The sequence below is a fragment of the Tenacibaculum profundi genome, assembly GCF_057162725.1.
In genome coordinates this window covers 2424669-2444617 of sequence record NZ_CM169894.1, presented here as the reverse complement: position 1 = coordinate 2444617, position 19949 = coordinate 2424669, and the positions used below count along the sequence as shown (strand labels likewise).

At 30.5% G+C, this 19949-nt stretch carries 16 protein-coding genes and 1 tRNA gene; 12 read left to right on the top strand and 5 right to left on the bottom strand.

Annotated elements, in window-relative coordinates; all coding sequences use genetic code 11:
• Window positions 1-169: 169 nt before the first annotated feature.
• Together AC2GW8_RS09935 and AC2GW8_RS09930 are read right to left on the bottom strand one after the other, a co-directional pair.
• A complete protein-coding gene (locus AC2GW8_RS09935; protein ID WP_440879722.1) occupies window positions 170-1135 on the bottom strand; it encodes a succinylglutamate desuccinylase/aspartoacylase family protein in 966 nt (321 codons plus the stop codon).
• Window positions 1125-2003, bottom strand: coding sequence for a RimK family alpha-L-glutamate ligase (locus AC2GW8_RS09930; RefSeq protein ID WP_440879721.1), 879 nt, complete (start codon window positions 2001-2003; stop codon window positions 1125-1127). The genes AC2GW8_RS09935 and AC2GW8_RS09930 overlap by 11 nt, the downstream gene beginning before the upstream one ends.
• A 264-nt stretch (window positions 2004-2267) precedes the next feature.
• Here AC2GW8_RS09930 and AC2GW8_RS09925 point away from each other — a divergent pair, with 264 nt between their 5' ends.
• From AC2GW8_RS09925 to AC2GW8_RS09900, 6 genes are all read left to right on the top strand, one after another.
• The gene (locus AC2GW8_RS09925) at window positions 2268-5081 is read left to right on the top strand and encodes a beta propeller repeat protein (RefSeq protein WP_440879720.1); all 2814 of its coding nucleotides are present in this window, start codon (window positions 2268-2270) and stop codon (window positions 5079-5081) included.
• 72 nt (window positions 5082-5153) lie between these two features.
• On the top strand, window positions 5154-5516 hold the full coding sequence (gene folB / locus AC2GW8_RS09920; RefSeq protein ID WP_440879719.1) for a dihydroneopterin aldolase: 363 nt from the start codon (window positions 5154-5156) through the stop codon (window positions 5514-5516).
• A 60-nt stretch (window positions 5517-5576) separates the two neighbouring features.
• Window positions 5577-5647, top strand: a tRNA-Cys gene (locus tag AC2GW8_RS09915).
• A gap of 112 nt (window positions 5648-5759) precedes the next feature.
• Window positions 5760-6605, top strand: coding sequence for an MBL fold metallo-hydrolase (locus AC2GW8_RS09910; RefSeq protein ID WP_440879718.1), 846 nt, complete (start codon window positions 5760-5762; stop codon window positions 6603-6605).
• 10 nt (window positions 6606-6615) lie between these two features.
• Window positions 6616-8250, top strand: coding sequence for a S8 family serine peptidase (locus AC2GW8_RS09905; RefSeq protein ID WP_440879717.1), 1635 nt, complete (start codon window positions 6616-6618; stop codon window positions 8248-8250).
• 98 nt (window positions 8251-8348) lie between these two features.
• Entirely contained in the window at window positions 8349-10199 is a 1851-nt protein-coding gene (locus AC2GW8_RS09900; protein WP_440879716.1) for a M1 family metallopeptidase, read from the top strand.
• Between the two features lie 57 nt (window positions 10200-10256).
• Here AC2GW8_RS09900 and AC2GW8_RS09895 read toward each other — a convergent pair whose 3' ends face one another.
• Window positions 10257-11093 (bottom strand): AraC family transcriptional regulator, encoded by an 837-nt coding sequence (locus AC2GW8_RS09895; RefSeq protein ID WP_440879715.1) that lies wholly within the window; start codon window positions 11091-11093, stop codon window positions 10257-10259.
• 95 nt (window positions 11094-11188) lie between these two features.
• On the opposite strand from AC2GW8_RS09895, the gene AC2GW8_RS09890 reads away from it, so the two are divergent.
• Window positions 11189-11749: a YceI family protein gene (locus AC2GW8_RS09890; protein ID WP_440879714.1), complete on the top strand. Its 561-nt coding sequence runs from the start codon at window positions 11189-11191 to the stop codon at window positions 11747-11749.
• A gap of 128 nt (window positions 11750-11877) precedes the next feature.
• On the top strand, window positions 11878-13569 hold the full coding sequence (locus AC2GW8_RS09885; protein ID WP_440879713.1) for a glutamine--tRNA ligase/YqeY domain fusion protein: 1692 nt from the start codon (window positions 11878-11880) through the stop codon (window positions 13567-13569).
• Between the two features lie 27 nt (window positions 13570-13596).
• Here AC2GW8_RS09885 and AC2GW8_RS09880 read toward each other — a convergent pair whose 3' ends face one another.
• Both AC2GW8_RS09880 and AC2GW8_RS09875 read right to left on the bottom strand, forming a co-directional pair.
• On the bottom strand, window positions 13597-15192 hold the full coding sequence (locus AC2GW8_RS09880; protein WP_440879712.1) for an Ig-like domain-containing domain: 1596 nt from the start codon (window positions 15190-15192) through the stop codon (window positions 13597-13599).
• Window positions 15193-15246: 54 nt separating this feature from the next.
• On the bottom strand, window positions 15247-15939 hold the full coding sequence (locus AC2GW8_RS09875) for a ComF family protein (RefSeq protein ID WP_440879711.1): 693 nt from the start codon (window positions 15937-15939) through the stop codon (window positions 15247-15249).
• Window positions 15940-15985: 46 nt separating this feature from the next.
• On the opposite strand from AC2GW8_RS09875, the gene AC2GW8_RS09870 reads away from it, so the two are divergent.
• The 4 genes from AC2GW8_RS09870 (at window position 15986) to AC2GW8_RS09855 (ending at window position 19912) form a co-directional block, all read left to right on the top strand.
• Window positions 15986-16546: a class I SAM-dependent methyltransferase gene (locus AC2GW8_RS09870; protein WP_440879710.1), complete on the top strand. Its 561-nt coding sequence runs from the start codon at window positions 15986-15988 to the stop codon at window positions 16544-16546.
• Window positions 16547-16595: 49 nt separating this feature from the next.
• On the top strand, window positions 16596-17090 hold the full coding sequence (locus tag AC2GW8_RS09865) for a hypothetical protein (protein WP_440879709.1): 495 nt from the start codon (window positions 16596-16598) through the stop codon (window positions 17088-17090).
• Between the two features lie 295 nt (window positions 17091-17385).
• Window positions 17386-18264 carry a DUF8428 domain-containing protein gene (locus tag AC2GW8_RS09860; protein ID WP_440879708.1) on the top strand — a complete coding sequence of 293 codons (879 nt, stop codon included), beginning with the start codon at window positions 17386-17388 and terminating at the stop codon, window positions 18262-18264.
• A 106-nt stretch (window positions 18265-18370) separates the two neighbouring features.
• Entirely contained in the window at window positions 18371-19912 is a 1542-nt protein-coding gene (locus AC2GW8_RS09855) for a glycine--tRNA ligase (RefSeq protein WP_440879707.1), read from the top strand.
• Window positions 19913-19949: the final 37 nt, after the last annotated feature.

The window sequence follows — 19949 nt, the reverse complement described above, 5'->3', positions numbered from 1 at the left end:
AATCTATTTTGCTAAGAGGTCAAATTCATTAGAGAAACAATAATTTAATTAGCATCAGGAAATCTTAATTCTTTATTTTTTAATTCTATTTAAGCCACTAAAACAATATAAAATCAATTAAATCTAAATCATTGTTAATTACTATATATATACTAAGAGTCAAATATAATTAAATCTCTCCGACATGAAATAGAGCATCTCCCATATTAATAATTGGAAAATTGTTTTTTGCAATTATGTAACCACTAATCGGAGCTTTAACAGCATAACTTGTTTCTCCATAAGTATCCATAATCCTCCCAAGAACTTGTCCTTTTTCTATAAATTCTCCATTAGCAATTGTGGAAGAAAATAAACCCGCAACTTTCGCCCTCACCCACTTTCTTTTTTTTAAATGTATACTCTCTCGACTACTCTCAACAGCTAAATTATCATCTATCATACCGAAATAATTTAAAACCCTTAACGTTCCTTTGATTCCTTCTTTAATCGCACGCTCATCTAACCTTAATGACTCTCCCCCTTCGTATACAACTACAGGTATATTATTCTTGTAACACTCATTTCTAAATGATTTGGAAATTAATTTTGATCCAAAAATTAAAGGCGCCTTGAAAACCTTTGCCAACTTCAAACTTTGAGGATCCTTTGGGGTATACCTAATTTGTGGAAAATTATTTCGCTGTGCACCCCCAGTATGATAGTCAATTGCAAAATCAATATTTTTAACTAATTCTTTCATCAAATAGAAGGCGATTCTGCTCGCAAGAGATCCTGATCTAGATCCTGGAAAACTTCGATTAACATCCTTTCCATGCATATTTCTTGTCAAATCAAGAAAACCAAAGACATTAAGTAATGGAATTACAATAACACAACCTTTATAAATTTTATATCGCTTATCAATAAGCATCCTTCTAACTAATTCAATACTATTGATTTCATCACCATGCAACCCTCCCTGTAATAAAACAGTCGGTCCTAACTCATCTCCATTAAAAACATAAACAGGTATCTCTATTAATGTTCCTGTTGCTAATCTGTCAATTGGAATTTTGATTAATTTTGACTCTCCCAACTGAACTCTTTCATTTCTTATTTTTATTTCTTTATTTTTACATGCATCACTGAACATTTTTTTCTAAATATTTAATTATCTTTTCTGCTACATTTATACCCGTATATGTTTCTATTCCTTGCAGTCCTGGAGTAGAATTTACCTCAATTAATAATGCCCCTCTTTTAGATCTTATAAAGTCTACACCTGCTACAGGTAAACCTAATAGATTAGCTGCCTTAACTGCCATTTCTTGTTCTCCGGTAGATAAAATTACTTTAGTTCCCTCTCCTCCTCTATGAATATTAGATCTAAAATCATCATCCAAACCCTTTCTCTTCATTGAAGCAACAACTTCATCTCCAACAACCAATGCTCTTATATCCTCATTATTACTTTCTTCTATAAATTCTTGTAATAGAAAACTAGTATTCATTGTATATAAAGTATCGATCATTGACTTAGCTGACTTCTCTGTTTCGGCTAAAATCACCCCCATGCCATGGGTTCCTTCTTGTAACTTAATAATAACTGGCGCTCCTCCAAGTAGCTCAATTTGTTCTTTAATATTCTCTGTATTCACAGAAAAAACGGTGTCTGGTATAGGAATATTTTTTCTGTTCATTATTTGTAAAGTTCTTAACTTGTTTTGAGCTCTTAAAATTCCCAATGATCGCGCTGTGCTGAAAACGCCACTCATTTCAAACTCTTTTACAATTGCAGCTCCATGATTAGTTATAGAAGCCCCAATCCTAGGAATAATAACATCTGGCCAATTAATAATATTATTTCCGTTATAAATAACGTGTCTATCACCCCCACTTAATTTTACCGAGCACTTAGCATGACTAATTACATTAACACGATGACCGCGGTAAATAGCCTCCTCATAAAGTCGCTTAGTAGAGTACACTTGCTTACTAACCGAAAGAATAAAAATATTCATAAACAATACTTTGTTTTTTTGTAAAAACTATTAAACTAAACGAAACTTGACCTAATCATATTTGAAAAGACATAATTTGTCTTTCTTTCTCATCAATCTTATGCTGCTTTTAATTCAAAAGAACTTTTAAATTCGACGCAAAGCATTTTCTATCGTTACAAATCTGATATTTTCTTTAACTTTAAAGCATTCGAAATAAAGCTGTTAAATTAATACTTGTTTTTTATTTTACAACTTTATCTTTCAGAAATAACAATTAAATAAATGAAAACATTTATAAACTTATGGTTATTGTTGTTATCGTTAAATATAATAGCACAATTAAAACCAACTTCAGTAGAAAATATCCAACAATTTTTGAGAAAAAAACATAAACTTGATAGTAGCTCCTTAGTTAAAAGGACTACTTTTAAAAATATTGGACCAACAGTTATGAGTGGGCGTGTTGTTGATATTGATGTAAACCCCAATAATACAATAGAATTCTATGTCGCATATGCTTCTGGTGGTCTTTGGTACACCAAAAATAATGGTAACTCCTTCTCTCCTATCTTAGACAAGTCGCAAACACAAAATATTGGCGATATTGCTGTAGATTGGAAAGCAAATATTATTTGGGTTGGGACTGGCGAAAATAATTCTTCCCGATCTTCATATGCTGGAATCGGTATTTTAAAATCTACCGATAATGGGAAAAATTGGAAGAATATGGGACTGTATGATAGTCACCATATCGGTAAAATTCTTATAAACCCTAATAATACTGACGAAGTTGTTGTTGGAGTGATTGGGCACTTGTATTCTAAAAATATAGAAAGAGGTATTTTTAGAACAACTGACGGAGGAGAAACTTGGCACAATACTTTATTTATAGACGACAAAACAGGAGTTATCGATATTCAGCAGGTTCCTGGTAATTTTAATGTTTTATTCGCTGCTTCATGGGAACGTGAGAGAAAAGCTTGGAATTTTGACGGTGATGGTACTAGATCTGCGGTTTATAAGAGTATCGATGCTGGTAAATCATGGAAAAAAATTTCAAAAAACAATGGATTTCCTGAAGGGGAAGGAATAGGAAGAATTGGACTAGCTGTATTTGATGAAAATAAAGTTTACGCTATTCTTGATAACCAATTCAGACGAAAGGAAGAGAAAAGTAATTCTAACACGTTAACTAAAAAAAAACTCATAAGCATCAGTACTTCTGAATTTTTAAATTTAACTGATGAAAAGCTAAATACCTACCTAAAGACAAATGGTTTCCATGAAAAATACAATGCAAAAAATATTAAACAAAAGGTGCGTTCTGGATCCATAAAGCCAATAGATTTGGTAAAATACTTGGATAATGCGAATGCTTTACTTTTTAACACACCAGTTATTGGGGCACAAGTTTATAAAACAATTAATGGTGGTAATTCATGGAGAAAAACACATAAAGGGTATCTAGATGACTTATATTACTCATATGGTTATTATTTTGGCGAAATAAGGGTGGATCCACAAAATGAAAATAAAATTTATGCTTTAGGAGTACCTATTTTAAAATCAAATGACGGAGGCAAGACCTTTTTCTCTATTAGTAAAGAAAATGTACATGCTGATCATCAAACTCTATGGATCAATCCAAATAGATCAGGGCATCTAATTGATGGGAATGACGGAGGGCTGAATATATCTTATGATGATGGTGAAAACTGGATAAAACTAAACTCCCCTGCAGTAGGTCAATTTTATTCAGTTTACGCCGATAATCAAAAAAATTATAAAATATACGGAGGTCTTCAAGATAATGGGGTTTGGGTTGCCAACAATAATGTTGAAATAAATAAATCATGGAAACAATCTGGCAAAAATCCTTATGAAAATTTAATGGGAGGAGACGGAATGCAGATAGCGGTTGATGACAGAGATCCTGATATTGTTTATACTGGTTATCAATTTGGTAATTATTACAGAATTAATAGAAAAACAAAAAAACAAAAACATATTCAACCAAAGCATGATTTGGGAGAGAATCCATTTCGTTTTAATTGGCAAACACCTATTCTATTATCTAAGCATAATCAAGACATTCTTTACTTAGGAGGAAATAAACTGCATCGTTCATTAAACCAGGGGAACAATTGGGAAACTATTTCTAAAGATTTAACTCAAGGGGAAAAAGAAGGAAATGTTGCATATGGGACTCTTACCACTATTTCTGAAAGCCCATTTAAGTTTGGTTTAATATATGTAGGATCTGACGATGGTTTAATTCACATAACTAAAAATAGTGGTGGGTCTTGGGAAAAAATCTCAAAAAACCTACCCAAAAATCTTTGGGTCAGTAGAATTATAGCCTCTAAGCACAAGCAAGAGAGAGTTTACGCTACGCTAAACGGATATCGCTTCGATCACTTTAAAAGCTATATATATAAATCAGATAATTACGGAAAAGACTGGGTTAGTATTAGCCACAATATTCCAAATTCTCCTGTTAATGTTATTAAAGAAGACCCTTTAAAAGAGAACGTTTTATATGTCGGAACGGATAACGGAGCTTACATTACTTTTGATGACGGTAAGAATTGGAACCCATTTTCGAAAATTCCAAATGTTGCTATTCATGATTTAGTCATTCAACCAAAAGCAAAAGAACTAATATTAGCTACTCATGGCCGCAGCTTATACAAAACAAAAATTTCTCATTTCCAACAACTTAAAAATACAAAAGAAAATTTTCTTTTTCCAATTAATGATATTGATAAAAAACCTAGCTGGGGTAGTTCATGGAGTAAGTGGTCAAAAGCCAACATACCCAAACAAATAATAACGTTCTTTTCAAATTCAGACAAAAAATTAACGCTAAATATTAAATCGAAAAACACTACTGTTAATCAAATAATTACTAATGTGTCGAGAGGTTTTAACTATATAGTTTATGACCTTACTTTTTCAAAAAAAGGCAAAATAGATTATTTAAATTATGAAAAAAAAGCTGAAATTAAAAAAGCTGACAACAACATGTATTATTTACCAAAAGGTAAGTATACCGTTGAAGCTTCCTCAAAAAAACAAACTTTTGAGATTAAATAAATAAAGTCATTAAGAATACTATCTTGCCTAGAAAACATCACTTGCGTACTAAAAGATTAATATCTTTGTGCTATGGGAATAATACAAGTAAATAATATCCGTTTATTCACTAATCACGGATGTTTAAAAGAAGAAGCCAAAATAGGATCTGAATACAGGGTAGATCTTGAAATCAAAGCAGATTTAACAACATCTGCAGAATCTGATATATTAACAGATACTGTCGATTATGTACATTTGAATAATATTGTTAAAGACGAAATGGCTGTAAGGTCTAAGTTACTTGAACATGTTGCGAAAAGAATTTTAAATCGTATTTTCAAAGAATTAAGTTTAGTTCAAGAAGCAACGGTAAAAGTAGCTAAAATAAACCCTCCTATTGGAGGAAATGTTGAAGAAGTGGTGATTGTATTAAAAGATATTCGTAAAAATTAAAAAACATTTGTAATAAAGAATAAAAGGTGTAAATTTGCATCCCGAATCACACCAATAAAGGGTGTCGTGGCCGAGTGGCTAGGCAGTGGTCTGCAACACCATCTACAGCGGTTCGAATCCGCTCGACACCTCAAAAACCTAATAATTTAAAATTATTAGGTTTTTTTAAAATTATTCTTTTACAGACTACTCTTTTATTTTTCAGTAACGATAAATTAATTAAAATTACGCATCTTTGTAGTTATGCATATATATCCTATTGAAACAGGCAACTTTAAATTAGATGGAGGTGCTATGTTTGGAGTCGTTCCAAAATCAATTTGGGAAAAAACGAATCCAGCAGACGAAAAAAACATGATTGAAATGAGCATGCGTTGCTTATTAATCGAAGACGGAAATCGTTTAATTTTAATTGATACAGGACTTGGTAATAAACAGTCTGATAAGTTTTTTGGCTACTACTACTTATTCGGTAATTTTTCACTAGACTCCTCCCTTGCTAAACATGGTTTTCATCGCGACGACATCACTGATGTATTTCTAACACACTTACACTTTGATCATTGCGGAGGTGTTATTCAATGGAATGATAATAGATCAGGGTATATACCTGCATTTAAAAACGCTAAAGTTTGGAGTAATGATAGACATTGGCAATGGGCAATTAAACCAAATTTTCGCGAAAAAGCTTCTTTTTTAAAGGAAAACATAATACCTATTGAAGAAAACGGACAACTAAACTTTATCCATCGTAATGCTAAAGATCAAATAGGGTTTGATGTTATCTTTGTAGATGGTCATACAGAAAAACAAATGTTACCAAAAATCAGTTACAAAGGAAAAACCATTGTTTTTATGGCTGATTTACTTCCTACAGTAGGTCATATCCCGCTACCATATGTAATGGGGTATGATACAAGGCCGTTACTCACAATAAAAGAAAAACAAGTTTTTTTAAATGAAGCTGCCGATAATAATTTCTATTTATTTCTCGAACATGATGCTAATAACGAAATATGTACAGTCCAGCATACTGAAAAAGGTGTTCGTTTAAAAGAAAGTTTTAAATTTACAGACATTTTTAATTAAGATAAGAATTATGAGAATTTTGAAGCCCGTATTTTTTTCGGCTATGACTACCGCAATTTTGACAAGTTGTTCTTCTATAAGTAAAATTCCTGTACCTGCAGGAAATAACAATTCAGTAATTATTGCTCACAAAAAATCACCTTTAACAGAATATCAAAAAAATAACTGGCAACACTTAGACCTAGCTAAAGATACGATTCCAGGAATGAGTGTTATCAAAGCTCACGAGTTTTTAAAAAATAAGATAGGAACTGAAATTGTTGTTGGAGTAGTAGATAGTGGAACAGACTTAAAACATGAAGATTTAAAAGATGTTGCTTGGATTAATAAAAATGAAATTGCTAATAACGGTATTGACGATGATAAAAATGGTTATATCGATGATATAAATGGGTGGAATTTCCTAGGAAAATCTTACACAGAACATCTTGAGTATGAACGGATTTTAATGAATCCTGCTATTGCAGATAAAGAAACTTTAGATGAAGTAAAGGCCTTTCAAGAAAAAAAGGTTGATGAGGCTCAAAGAACAAAGGCCACTTATGGAAACTACGTATTTGGATGCCTTGAATCAAAAAAAATACTGGAAGAACACTTTGGTAAAAATGACTATACTGCTGATGATATCAAAAAAATAAAAGATCCATCTCCAGAATTAAAAAAAGCAGTGGATTTTGCATCAGGTATGTTTAATTATTTCTCTTCGCTAAATGAAGCAAAAGAATACTTTGAAAAAGAACTAAAAAAAGCAGATAAAACTATAAATGGAGATAATCTAAAAAAAGATTATCGTAAAGTTGTAGGGGATAATGCTTACGACATTAATGACAAACCTGGTTATGGAGATGCTAATACTGGTCATTCTGAAAAAGACGAAGCTCATGGATCACATGTTTCTGGAATCATCGGAGCAACAAGAGATAATAACATAGGAATTAATGGTGTTGCTAAAAATATTAAAATAATGGCTGTAAGAACAGTTTCTGATGGCGATGAATATGACAAGGATGTTGCACTAGGTATCCGATATGCTGTAGATAATGGAGCCAAAGTAATTAATACAAGCTTCGGCAAAGGATTTTCTCCAAATAAAGAATGGGTTTATGACGCAATTAAATATGCAGCGAAAAAAGATGTTTTAATTGTAAATGCAGCAGGAAATGATGGAAAAAATATTGATATTGAAAAAACATTTCCAAATGATGCTCCTGATTTAAAAAACGAAATTTCTGATAATTTTATCACTGTGGGGGCTATGAGTGTAAAGTATAACGAAAACTTACCAGCCTCTTTCTCTAATTATGGTAAAATAAATGTAGATGTATTTGCTCCTGGAGTAGAAATTTATTCTACTACTCCCGAAAATGAATATAAAAAGTTTAGTGGCACCTCTATGGCTGCTCCGAATACGGCAGGTGTTGCGGCATTAATTCGTTCTTACTACCCTCAATTAACAGCGAGTCAAGTAAAGCATATTTTAATGAACTCTGGAACTAAAATTAATATGAAAGTTTTAAAACCTGGATCACAAGGGCCATCTTCTTCTGCAAATGATTTGGTTAACTTTTCTGATTTATCTGTTTCTGGACGTATTGTAAATGCCTATAATGCCTTAATAATGGCAGACAGCATGTTGAAAAAATAAAATAACTCATTTAATTTGAGTATCTTTGAAAAGAGCATTTAGTTTAATTAAATGCTCTTTTTATGTAAAGAAATAAAATATAACTAAAATTTATCCGCTTGAAAAAACTAATATTAATAACCTTGTCTCTTTTTTCACTTACCAATATATCTATATCTGCGCAGGAGAAAACTAATAATACAAGACAAGAACAATCTAAAAAAAATAATAGTTATTGGCAACAGCATGTTAATTATAACATGGAAATTGACATGGATGTTAAAAAATACCAATATAAAGGAAAACAACATTTAACATATACTAATAACTCGCCTGACACTTTAAAAAAAGTCTTTTATCACTTATACCTAAACGCCTTTCAACCAGGATCTCAAATGGATATTCGCTCAAGAAACATTCAAGATCCAGATAGCAGAGTGAGTGATCGAATTAGTAAATTAACCTCATCTGAAATAGGGTTTATAAAGGTGAAAAGCTTAAAACAAAACGGAATTAATCTTACTTTTAAAACAGTAGGAACTATTCTAGAAGTTCCTTTAATTACACCTATTAAACCTGGTGAAAGTGTTGCATTTAATATGATATTTGATGCTCAAATTCCTAAACAAATCAGAAGGTCTGGAAGAAATAACAAAGAAGGTGTAGCCTTGTCAATGACTCAGTGGTATCCTAAAATGGCTGAATATGACTTCGAAGGATGGCATACACCCCCATATATTGGTCGGGAATTTCATGGGGTTTGGGGTAACTTTGACGTTACCATTCACATTGACAAAAACTACACTGTTGCTAGTACTGGATACTTACAAAATCCAAAAGAAGTAGGACACGGGTACAACAAAGGAAACCCTATAATTAAGGAGAATAAAAACAAAAAGATTACTTGGCGATTTAAGGCACCCAATGTTCACGATTTTACATGGGCTGCTGATCCAGAATATATTCATGACATATATGAAATGAAAAAAGGAATTTCTCTACATTTCTTTTACAAAAAAAACTTAAGCAAAGAATACATCAAAAATTGGAAAAAGCTACAAAGTAAAACTGCTGATTTAATGAATTACTTTAGTAAAAATATTGGTCATTACCCTTACAAACAATACTCCGTTATCCAAGGTGGTGATGGAGGTATGGAATATGCCATGTGTACACTAATCACAGGTAAGCGAAATTTCGATAGTCTTTTTGGAGTTACTGCACATGAATTAGCGCATACTTGGTTTCAATTTTTATTAGCCACAAATGAAACAAAACACCCGTGGATGGATGAAGGTTTTACGACGTATATTTCAAATAAAGCTGAAAATGACATACTAAATAAAAGAAGAAAAAATCCAAATTTAGGATCTTACAAAAGCTATATGAATGTTGTATATGGAAATATGGAAGAGCCTTTAACTACTCACGCTGATAGGTATCATACAAATACAGCATATGGAGTTGGGAGCTATTCTAAAGGGAGTATTTTTCTCTGTCAACTAGAGTACATCATTGGTATAGAAAATGTAAAAAAAACATTAAAAAGATATTTTAATGACTTTTCATTTAAACACCCTACACCTAATGATTTAAAAAGAACTGCCGAAAAAGTTTCTGACATACACTTAGACTGGTATATAAATGAATGGACGCAAACAACACACACTATAGATTACGGTGTAAAAGAAATAAACGAAAAAGAAATTACTTTAGAGCGTATAGGTAAAATGCCAATGCCTATTGATCTTGAAATCACTTATATGGATAACTCTAAAGAAACCTTTAATATCCCTTTAAGAATGATGAGAGGGAACAAACCTACAGAAGCAATCATTTTAGAGGACTGGACATTTGCACACCCTACATATTCTTTTACAACAACAAAAAAAGTAAAAACTGTAGAAATTGACCCATCCAAACTCATGGCTGACATCAACATGAATAACAATCGTTTATCTGTAAAATAAAACGGTGCTTTTTTGCACAGACTGACTAAGGCTTTTATATAAGGTTTTAGTCAGCTTTTATTTCAACAAGGTTTTTTGTAATTCAGAAGGACTATATCCTGACATTTTTTTAACAAAAAGGCTAAAATTTGACAGCGAATCAAAATTAAACTTATAGCAAATCTCTTTTATATTAAGACTATTAAATATGAGCTCTCTTTGTATCTCAAGAATTAAAGCGTTATGAATAAATTTTAGCGGAGTAACTCCATAAGCCTCTTTAACCAAATCTGTTAATTTCCTTGTTGAAATATGTAACATGGATGCGTACTCTTTTACAGAATACTGATTAAAATATTCATCTACCAATTTTGTATATTTCAACAGTGTTTTATCAACTACCTTATTTCCAACACATTCATCTACCAAATTAAGCTCTAATTCATAAATAATTAATGCCAACAAATGACTCATTCTTTCCCTTATAAACGCGGTTTCAGATTTTTTTAAATCAGCCAATATTTTTATAAATTGAACAATTTTGGTTGTTAAGTCTTCATTATTTTCAAATATAATAGAAGTGTTACTGTAGTACTGCAAAATAGATAAAGAATTTTTTAACTCTCTAGGTATAGATGCATCATCAAATTGAATAAGGTAGCCATCAGCTTCTTTGTCTCGTTTCAAAAGATGTATCTGTCTTGGCTTAACCATATAACAGGCATAATTTTTGATTTCAATAGTCTTAAAATCAATAAGCTGAGTCCCTCCTCCCTTGACAAAAAAAAGCACTTCAAAATATTTATGTCTATGTACTCTTTGAAAATCATATGGATTGTCATGTGATATTCTCTCTATATTGACAATTGCTGAATGTTTAAATCCATGAACTGGAATATCTTTATTTACACACATATTAAGATCAAAATTATAAGCCTTTAAATGTTTTTAATAACCTAACTATCAATTGTTTATTTATTTTTGCAAATAAATAGAAATTTATTAAAATAATGAAAAAAAATTTATTATCATTTTTAACATTTTTAATTGTAAACTTTTGCTTCTCGCAAACTAGTTGGAACGCAGATTTAGCGCATTCTTCAATCGTTTTTTCAGTATCTCATTTTAAAATTTCAGAAGTTGTTGGTAACTTTAATAAATTTGATATCGCTACTAAAACACAAAATGATTTTAAAAATCCTGTTTTTGAAGTGACAATAGATGCCTCCTCAATTGATACAAATCAGAAAGGTAGAGATAATCATTTAAAATCTTCAGACTTTTTTGATGTTACCAAGTTTCCTAACATAAAATTCACTAGTAATAAATTCGAAAAATTAAACGATGATGAGTTCTCTTTAACAGGAGAAATAATACTGAAAGGTATTTCCAAAGAGATCACTTTCAAAGGTAAAATAAATGGAATAATTTCTGACTCTAAAGGTAAACAAAAAGCTGGTCTTTCTCTTAAAACTGTTATTAAAAGAGAAATATTTAAGATAGGCTCAAAAATGTCTCCTATAGGAGATGATGTAAATGTTACGATCAACCTGCAATTACATCAGCAGTAATTTTAAAAGAAATATTTTTAACTTGAATAAGCAAAAAAGACAAAGTTACACTTTGTCTTTTTTGCTTATTCAAGCACGCTATTTCAACTGAATATTTTTGTTTAATTTTGCACATCAATTTCAAGAGAATGTCAGAAGAAAAAAAATCGTTAAACTTTATTGAACAAATAATCGAGGAAGATTTGGCTAATGGAATGCCTAGAGAAAGCTTGCGCTTTCGATTTCCTCCCGAACCCAATGGTTATTTACATATTGGACATACAAAAGCGATTGGTATTAGCTTCGGATTAGGAAAGTATTATAATGCACCTGTTAACCTTCGTTTTGATGATACAAACCCCGCAAAAGAAGAACAAGAATATGTTGACGCTATTAAAAGAGATGTTTCTTGGTTAGGCTATCAATGGGCTAATGAATGTTATTCGTCTGATTATTTCCAGCAACTATATGATTGGGCTATTCAATTAATCAAAGAAGGTAAGGCTTATGTTGACTCTCAATCTTCAGAAAAAATGGCTCTTCAAAAAGGAACTCCCACAACACATGGAATAGATAGTCCTTTTAGAAATCGAGCTGTTGAAGAAAATCTTGACCTTTTTACTAAAATGAAAGAAGGTCAATTTAATGAAGGAACTCATGTTTTACGTGCAAAAATAGACATGAAATCTCCAAATATGTTAATGCGTGATCCCATTATGTATCGTGTTTTAAAAAAGACACATCATAGAACTGGTAACGATTGGGTAATTTATCCAATGTATGACTGGACTCACGGTGAAAGCGATTATATTGAACAGATTTCTCATTCATTATGTTCTCTTGAGTTTAAACCTCACAGAGAACTCTATAATTGGTTTAGAGATAATGTATATGGCTATGGTAAATTAAACTACCCTTTAGCTCCAAAACAACGAGAATTCTCTCGTTTAAACTTGAGTTATACTGTTATGAGTAAGCGAAAGTTAATGAAGCTCGTTGAACAAGGCGTTGTCTCTGGATGGGATGATCCTAGGATGCCCACAATTTCAGGGTTGAGAAGAAGAGGATATACTCCAACAGCAATCAATAGTTTTGTTGAAACTGTAGGTGTTTCAAAAAGAGAAAATGTTATTGATGTAGCCTTGTTAGAATTTAAGATTCGGGAAGACTTAAATAAAACAGCTAATAGAGTAATGGGGGTGTTAAACCCTGTTAAATTGATAATCACCAATTATCCTGAAGGCAAAGAAGAAATATTAATTGCAAAGAACAATCCAGAAGACAACAATACCGATACCAGAGAAGTTCCTTTTTCAAAAGAACTATATATTGAACGAGAAGACTTCAAAGAAGAAGCAAATAAAAAATATTTTCGTTTAACACTTGGTAAAGAAGTTCGTTTAAAAAATGCATATATCATCAAAGGTAAAAATTGTATTAAAGATGAAAACGGAAATATTACAGAAATTCATTGTACATATGATCCTTTAAGTAAATCTGGCAGTGGAACGGAAGAAAGCAAGCGTAAAGTTAAAGGAACACTTCATTGGGTATCTATAAAGCATTCTATAAAAGCTGAAGTTAGAATTTATGATCGCCTATTCTCTGATGAAGCTCCAGACAATCATAAAGAAAAAGATTTCATGGAATTTTTAAACCCAAATTCTTTAAAAGTAATTCATGCTTATGTTGAACCCAGTCTAAAAAACTCTAATATAGGAGATTCCTTCCAGTTTCAAAGGCTTGGATATTTCAATATTGATAATGATTCAGCTCCAAATAACCTTGTATTTAATAAAACTGTTGGTTTGAGGGACACTTGGAATAAATCAAATAATTAAAAAAAGCTGTTTAAAAGACAGCTTTTTTTAATTAATCTCTAATATTTCACTTTGAACCCAATTTGCTCTAAGTTTAAACTCTTGAGGCATATATATAACCTTTTCTGGTTGAACTCTTTTTAAATAATCTCCTGTATCCCACAAACCGTTATCATTTTTATCTATAATAACCCTTATGGTATACTCATCAGGTTCAAGTGACATGAATTTAATTTCTTTAGATAGCCTCACTTTCTTTTCAAGAAAGACTTTATTCTTTCTAAGTAACTGAAGAATTAGGCTTTTTTGCGACTTGTTTCTCACATCTAAAACAATACTCCCATAATCTTCAACATCTTTAGTATTAAACTGGTAATTAAGTGTATCATTTTTGACCTCATATAGATCATTTATTGCATTTGGTAGCAGCTTTAAACTGTAACCCCAGTTATCTTTTGATTTAAAAAGTACGGCTAATTTATTAATATCTATTTTCTTCAAATTAAAAGGAATTTGAACAGTATCTTTATCAGTTAAGTGTATTTTTGTAGAATCTATGCTTTTTATAGGATTGTTAGTCTCTAAAAAAAATGTATCTCTTGGATGTAATATAGATGAAATATTGGATGTAATTTTCAACGAATCTATTTTTTTCTTTCTCAAGCGAACCGTTACTGTATCAATTACTTCATCTTTTTTTACTAAAAAATTTAAAGAATCTACCTCTAAAGGAGTATGCCAGTATAACAAGGTATCTTTTTCTTTTTCATACTTATAGAACCCTTTATAAGAAGGGATAGTTTTAGATAACAACTCAATTTCAACTCCTTTTCTTTCTCCTTCAAAACCAAACTGAATCTTTCCTTTAAAAAGCTCTTTTGCCCTTTTTAGTTTGAATGGCTTCTTTTCTTTGAATAAGCGTAACTTCTCTATAACAATACTATCTTTTGGTAAAGTAAGTGTATCATTCAAAAAACCGATTTCATCTGTTTTAGGGTTGTATAAATAATCATTAGTAGTCTCTTTTAAAGCTATCATAAAATACTTCCCTTCTTTTATATTACTAAAATTAAAATTAGTAGAATCCAAAGTACTAGTAACATACTCAGGTTTAGATTTATATATTATTGAATCGTTAAGTAAATCGCTTAATTTATATAATAAAACACTAATATTTTTTTCTTTTTCTTTATTGTATGAGTGTGTAACTTCTCCTTTAATATTTAAAGAATCTATAGATTTTCCTGTTGAAAATACATATTTGAAACTTTCTAGTTTATTACCCTCATTATTGTCTTGAATTGCATTACCAAAATTAAAAGTATAAGTGGTATTAGATTTTAACGTATCTAATATTTTAATAGTAAAATGCTTGCTTGGCGTGCCCTGTGGATTGATAACTAAGGGAGTTTTTAATGGAGGTGAAACTATTAATTGTTTCATAAGATCTTTTAAAACAACATATTCATTAAAGTATATTTTCACCGATTTTTTGTCGAAATTAATTGTTTTATAAGGAGGATTAGCAGTCACCATAATTGGAGCTTCTTCATCTTTAGGGCCTCCTTCTGGCCTTCCTTTTCTAGCACAACTGAAAAATAACATAGCCATAAAAAACACTACTATTTTTGATATTATCTTCACAAGACAAGTATTTTGAATAAGTATCAAAAGTAGTAAAATAACACTAACTAAAAATTATCCTTTCTCTGTATATGCAATAGTACATATGCTTATTTTGATATTTTTAACTTTCAATAACTCTTCACTACAAGATATTAATGTCCCTCCTGTTGTAATTACATCGTCTAATAATAAAACATGCTTGTTTTCCAAACATTCAATATTGGGAATATAAAATTTACGATCTGAATTAGAAAACCTTTCAAACCTTCGTTTTCCAGTCTGTGTTTTACTTTTTGCTTCCCTTTCAATCACTCCACTCATAAATGGAATATCCAAATGAATGCTTAAAACCTTTCCAAGATAATCAACTTGATTATAGCCTCTTATTTTCAATTTACTTTTATGCAATGGAACAGGAACGATAACATCTATTTTAGTAAATAATTGTAATTTAGTTATTTCATAACATATTCTTCTTCCAAGAAATTCACCTATATTCTCCTGATTTTTGTATTTTAACCCGTGAATTAATTTTTGAGTGATTCCATTTTTAGTGAAATACATAAACGAATAAATGTCCTCTATGGGTATTTTTCCATAAAAAATGCTTTTTAACATTTTTTTAGTTATATCGTTGAAGACTATAACAGGTATATCATTTAAGCAAATAGTGCATAAATGATTTTCCTTTTCTAAAAGTCTTGAATAACAATTGATACATAAATCAGGAAAAAAAATAGAGAGAAGGTCTTTTATTAATTTCATTTTACATCAGCTCTTTTTTAGCAATTTATTAAAAAACAATCAATTAGTGACCAAAACAATCTCTTTTTTCAAGGAAGCTGTAAAAAGCTATAAAACATCTGGAACATTAATTCCCAGCTCTCGCTTCTTAACAAATAAAATGCTCGATAAAATTGATTTCTCAAAATCTCAAATAATAATAGAACTTGGACCTGGGAATGGCGCTATTACGAAAAGTATTTTAGAAAAGTTAAACCCTAAATCTAGACTTATTTGCTTTGAAATAAATGACACCTTTTATAGAATGTTAAAAGAATTTAAAAATCCGCAACTTATCGTACTCAACAAGTCTGCTGAGAATATTATTCAAGAATTAGATAAATTAGGTTTTAATGAAGTTGATGTAATCATCTCAAGTCTTCCCCTTACCATTATCCCTAAAAAAACATCCAACAACATACTCAATAACAGCTACATTTGCCTAAAGAAAAACGGATTATTTATTCAATACCAATACTCTCTATCATATCTTAGAAAATTAAAAAAAGTTTTTGGGAAAAATATTATTTTAGGTTTCGAAACTTTAAATTTTCCTCCTGCATTTATCTATAAGTGCATAAAAAAATAGTTTTTTAGTGAATATCTTCTTAAATTTGAGACTTATAATTCCCCTTACAATGATTTTCAAAAAACTAAAAAACAAAGGGTTAATAGTATTTCTGCTATCACTTGTAACTTTTATTGGTCTTCTTGCGTATCAAAATTCAAGGGACTTTAATATTTTAAAAGCAACGTTCGAAAACGAAAAACAGCAACTTGAAGAAGCCCTAAAAGGAGCAATAAATCAATCCCAAAACTTTTCATCTGAAAATCATAATTTTTCAGTAAAAATGAAGGATCAACTTGAAATAATAAAATCACTACAAGACACTATTCTTACTCTAAAGGCTTCAAGAAATAACCTTATAAAACGTTGCAAAAATTTAGCCTGCGAAAAAACAAATAAACCTCAAGCTAACAACAAGCTAACAACAGAAAATAAAAGCATCAAAACTAAAACCATTAAAAGCAATAACTTATATAACTTTTCAAAGAAAAAAATCACCCCTTCAATATATGATGCTTCAAGTACTAATTTTGATAGAACACGAAAAAAAAGGGAAGAAAATTAAGTATAGTCCATCAATAATATTTTTAAATTAAAATTTCTAAAAGAAGTTTCTTGTAAAGCTATTAGTATTACGTTGTAATCAATTTATATTTTATACTCATAGAACTTTAAATAAAAGATATGAGACAACGTAAAGAACATCAAAAAGAAAAAACAATACGAAAACATAATACTGTAGAACTATAAACGTTAAAAACTTTAATTTACACACAGGTTTATTTTTTTAAAACTTTAAAATCATTAACCTTAATGCAATACGAATATATTTATAGCAACCTTCTTAACACTTTATAAAAATGAAATCAAATACTAAAAAAAACACTTTACTTGTCGTCCTATTATTTATTATACTCTTTTTGTCATTATATAGCTTGAAAACATCAAGTGAAATCAAAGAGCTTCAGAGTGTTTTTAAACAAGAAAAAAAGGACTTAAAAAATGCATTAGATGAGATGATTAATGATTATACTGAAGTTGTAGTAGTGAAAAAAGGACTTTCAAAAAGATTAAGAATAGAAGTTCAAAAAATGAAAAACTTAAGAGACTCTATTTCTAAAATTGAGATGAATAATTATAACTTAATTAGAAAATATAGAAGTAAAATTACAAGTCTAGAAAGAGAAAACAGAAGACTCTTTATAAAAATTGACTCACTAAACTCAGCAAATAAAGATTTAGCTGAGAAAAATATTTTGACTAACGAAATATTAACTCAAAAAGAAACTACAAATACAGAACTAGTTGAAGAAAATAAAAAACTCGAGGCTAAAGTTGCCATAGCCTCAAAAATTGAAATTAGTCCTGTAAAAATAGTTGCCATGAAAGAACGAAGTAGTGGAAAACTAACAAGTACCTCAAGATCAAGTAGAACAGATGCATTCAAAATAAACTTTGACTTGCTTGATAATGAGGTAACTACAGCTGGAAATAAAAAAGTTTATATCCAAATTATTGATGATAAAAAAAATGTGATTACTCCAAAAGGTAAAACCAACCTAAACAACGGTACAAAAATATTATATAGCGATTCTTTGGTTGTAAATTACAACAATAGTAGATTGAGTTTAGTTTCCCTTATCTTAGTTAACCGTGATGATATATTCAAAGGTAAATATACCGTAAGTACCTTTATCGATGGAAACTATTCGGGTAACTCCTCAATTGATCTAAAATAGATTGAAAATAATTTACATTGCATAACACAAAAAAGTGAAGCCTAAAAAACTTCACTTTTTTTTATGTAATTAACAATAGTTTAAAAGCTTCTTTTATTTTTGCAAGATGGCAAAACAAGATGATTTATTTAAAAAAGTAATTTCGCACGCAAAAGAATACGGTTATATCTTTCAATCTTCTGAAATTTATGATGGTTTAAGTGCTGTATATGACTATGCTCAAAACGGAGCTGAGCTTAAGAAAAATATAAGAGACTATTGGTGGAAAGCAATGGTCCAGATGCATGAAAATATTGTTGGCATTGATGCTTCTATTTTGATGCACCCAACTACTTGGAAAGCTTCTGGCCACGTTGATGCTTTTAATGATCCTCTTATTGATAATAAGGACAGTAAAAAAAGATACCGTGCCGATGTTTTAGTTGAAGATTACTGTGCAAAAATTGAGGTAAAAATTGAAAAAGAAATAAAAAAAGCACAAAAGCGTTTCGGCGATACTTTCAGTAAAGATGAATTCGTAACTACGAACCCCCGTGTTCTTGGTTATCAAGAAAAAATTAATACAATCTTAAGTAGACTGGGCAAATCTCTAGAAAATGAAGATTTAGCTGATGTCAAATTATTGATTGAAGAACTTGAAATTGCTGACCCTTTAACAGGTAGTAAAAACTGGACAGATGTTAAACAGTTTAACTTAATGTTCGGTACTCAATTAGGTGCTTCTGCAGATAGCTCTATGCAGGTATATTTGCGTCCTGAAACTGCACAAGGTATTTTTGTGAACTTTTTAAATGTTCAAAAAACAGGGCGTATGAAGATTCCTTTTGGAATTGCACAAACAGGTAAAGCTTTTAGAAATGAAATTGTAGCTCGTCAGTTCATTTTTAGAATGAGGGAATTTGAACAAATGGAAATGCAATTCTTTGTAAAGCCAGGAACTCAAAAAAAATGGTATGAAACATGGAAAGAAACACGCTTGAAATGGCATTTATCTTTAGGCATGGGAAAAGACAATTATCGTTTTCATGATCATGAAAAACTAGCTCATTACGCAGATGCTGCAGCCGATATTGAGTTTAAATTTCCATTTGGTTTTAAAGAGCTAGAAGGAATTCACTCAAGAACCGATTTTGATTTAAAAGCTCATGAAGAATATTCTGGAAAAAAGATGCAGTATTTTGATCATGAAGAAAATAAAAACTACGTACCATATGTGGTTGAAACTTCTATTGGTTTGGACAGAATGTTCTTAGCTGTTTTTGCTAATTCTTTAAAAGAAGAAAAACTCGATAATAATACCACTAGAGTAGTTCTAAAACTACCCTCTGTTTTAGCTCCTATAAAAGCAGCTATTCTACCATTAGTTAAAAAAGATGGTTTACCAGAAATTGCTCGTAAAATTTTAGATGAGTTAAAATGGGACTTTAGTACTACCTATGATGAAAAAGACGCTGTAGGCCGTCGATATCGTCGTCAGGATGCCATAGGAACACCTTTTTGTATTACTGTAGATCATGAAACCATTGACAACAATACTGTTACTATTCGACACAGAGATTCTATGGAACAAAATAGAGTAAAAATAACAGATTTAAAAACTATTATTAAAAAAGAAATTGATATAAAATCATGGCTGCAAAAAATGTAAGGAAAATATAAAAATACATTAAACACCTATCTTTAAC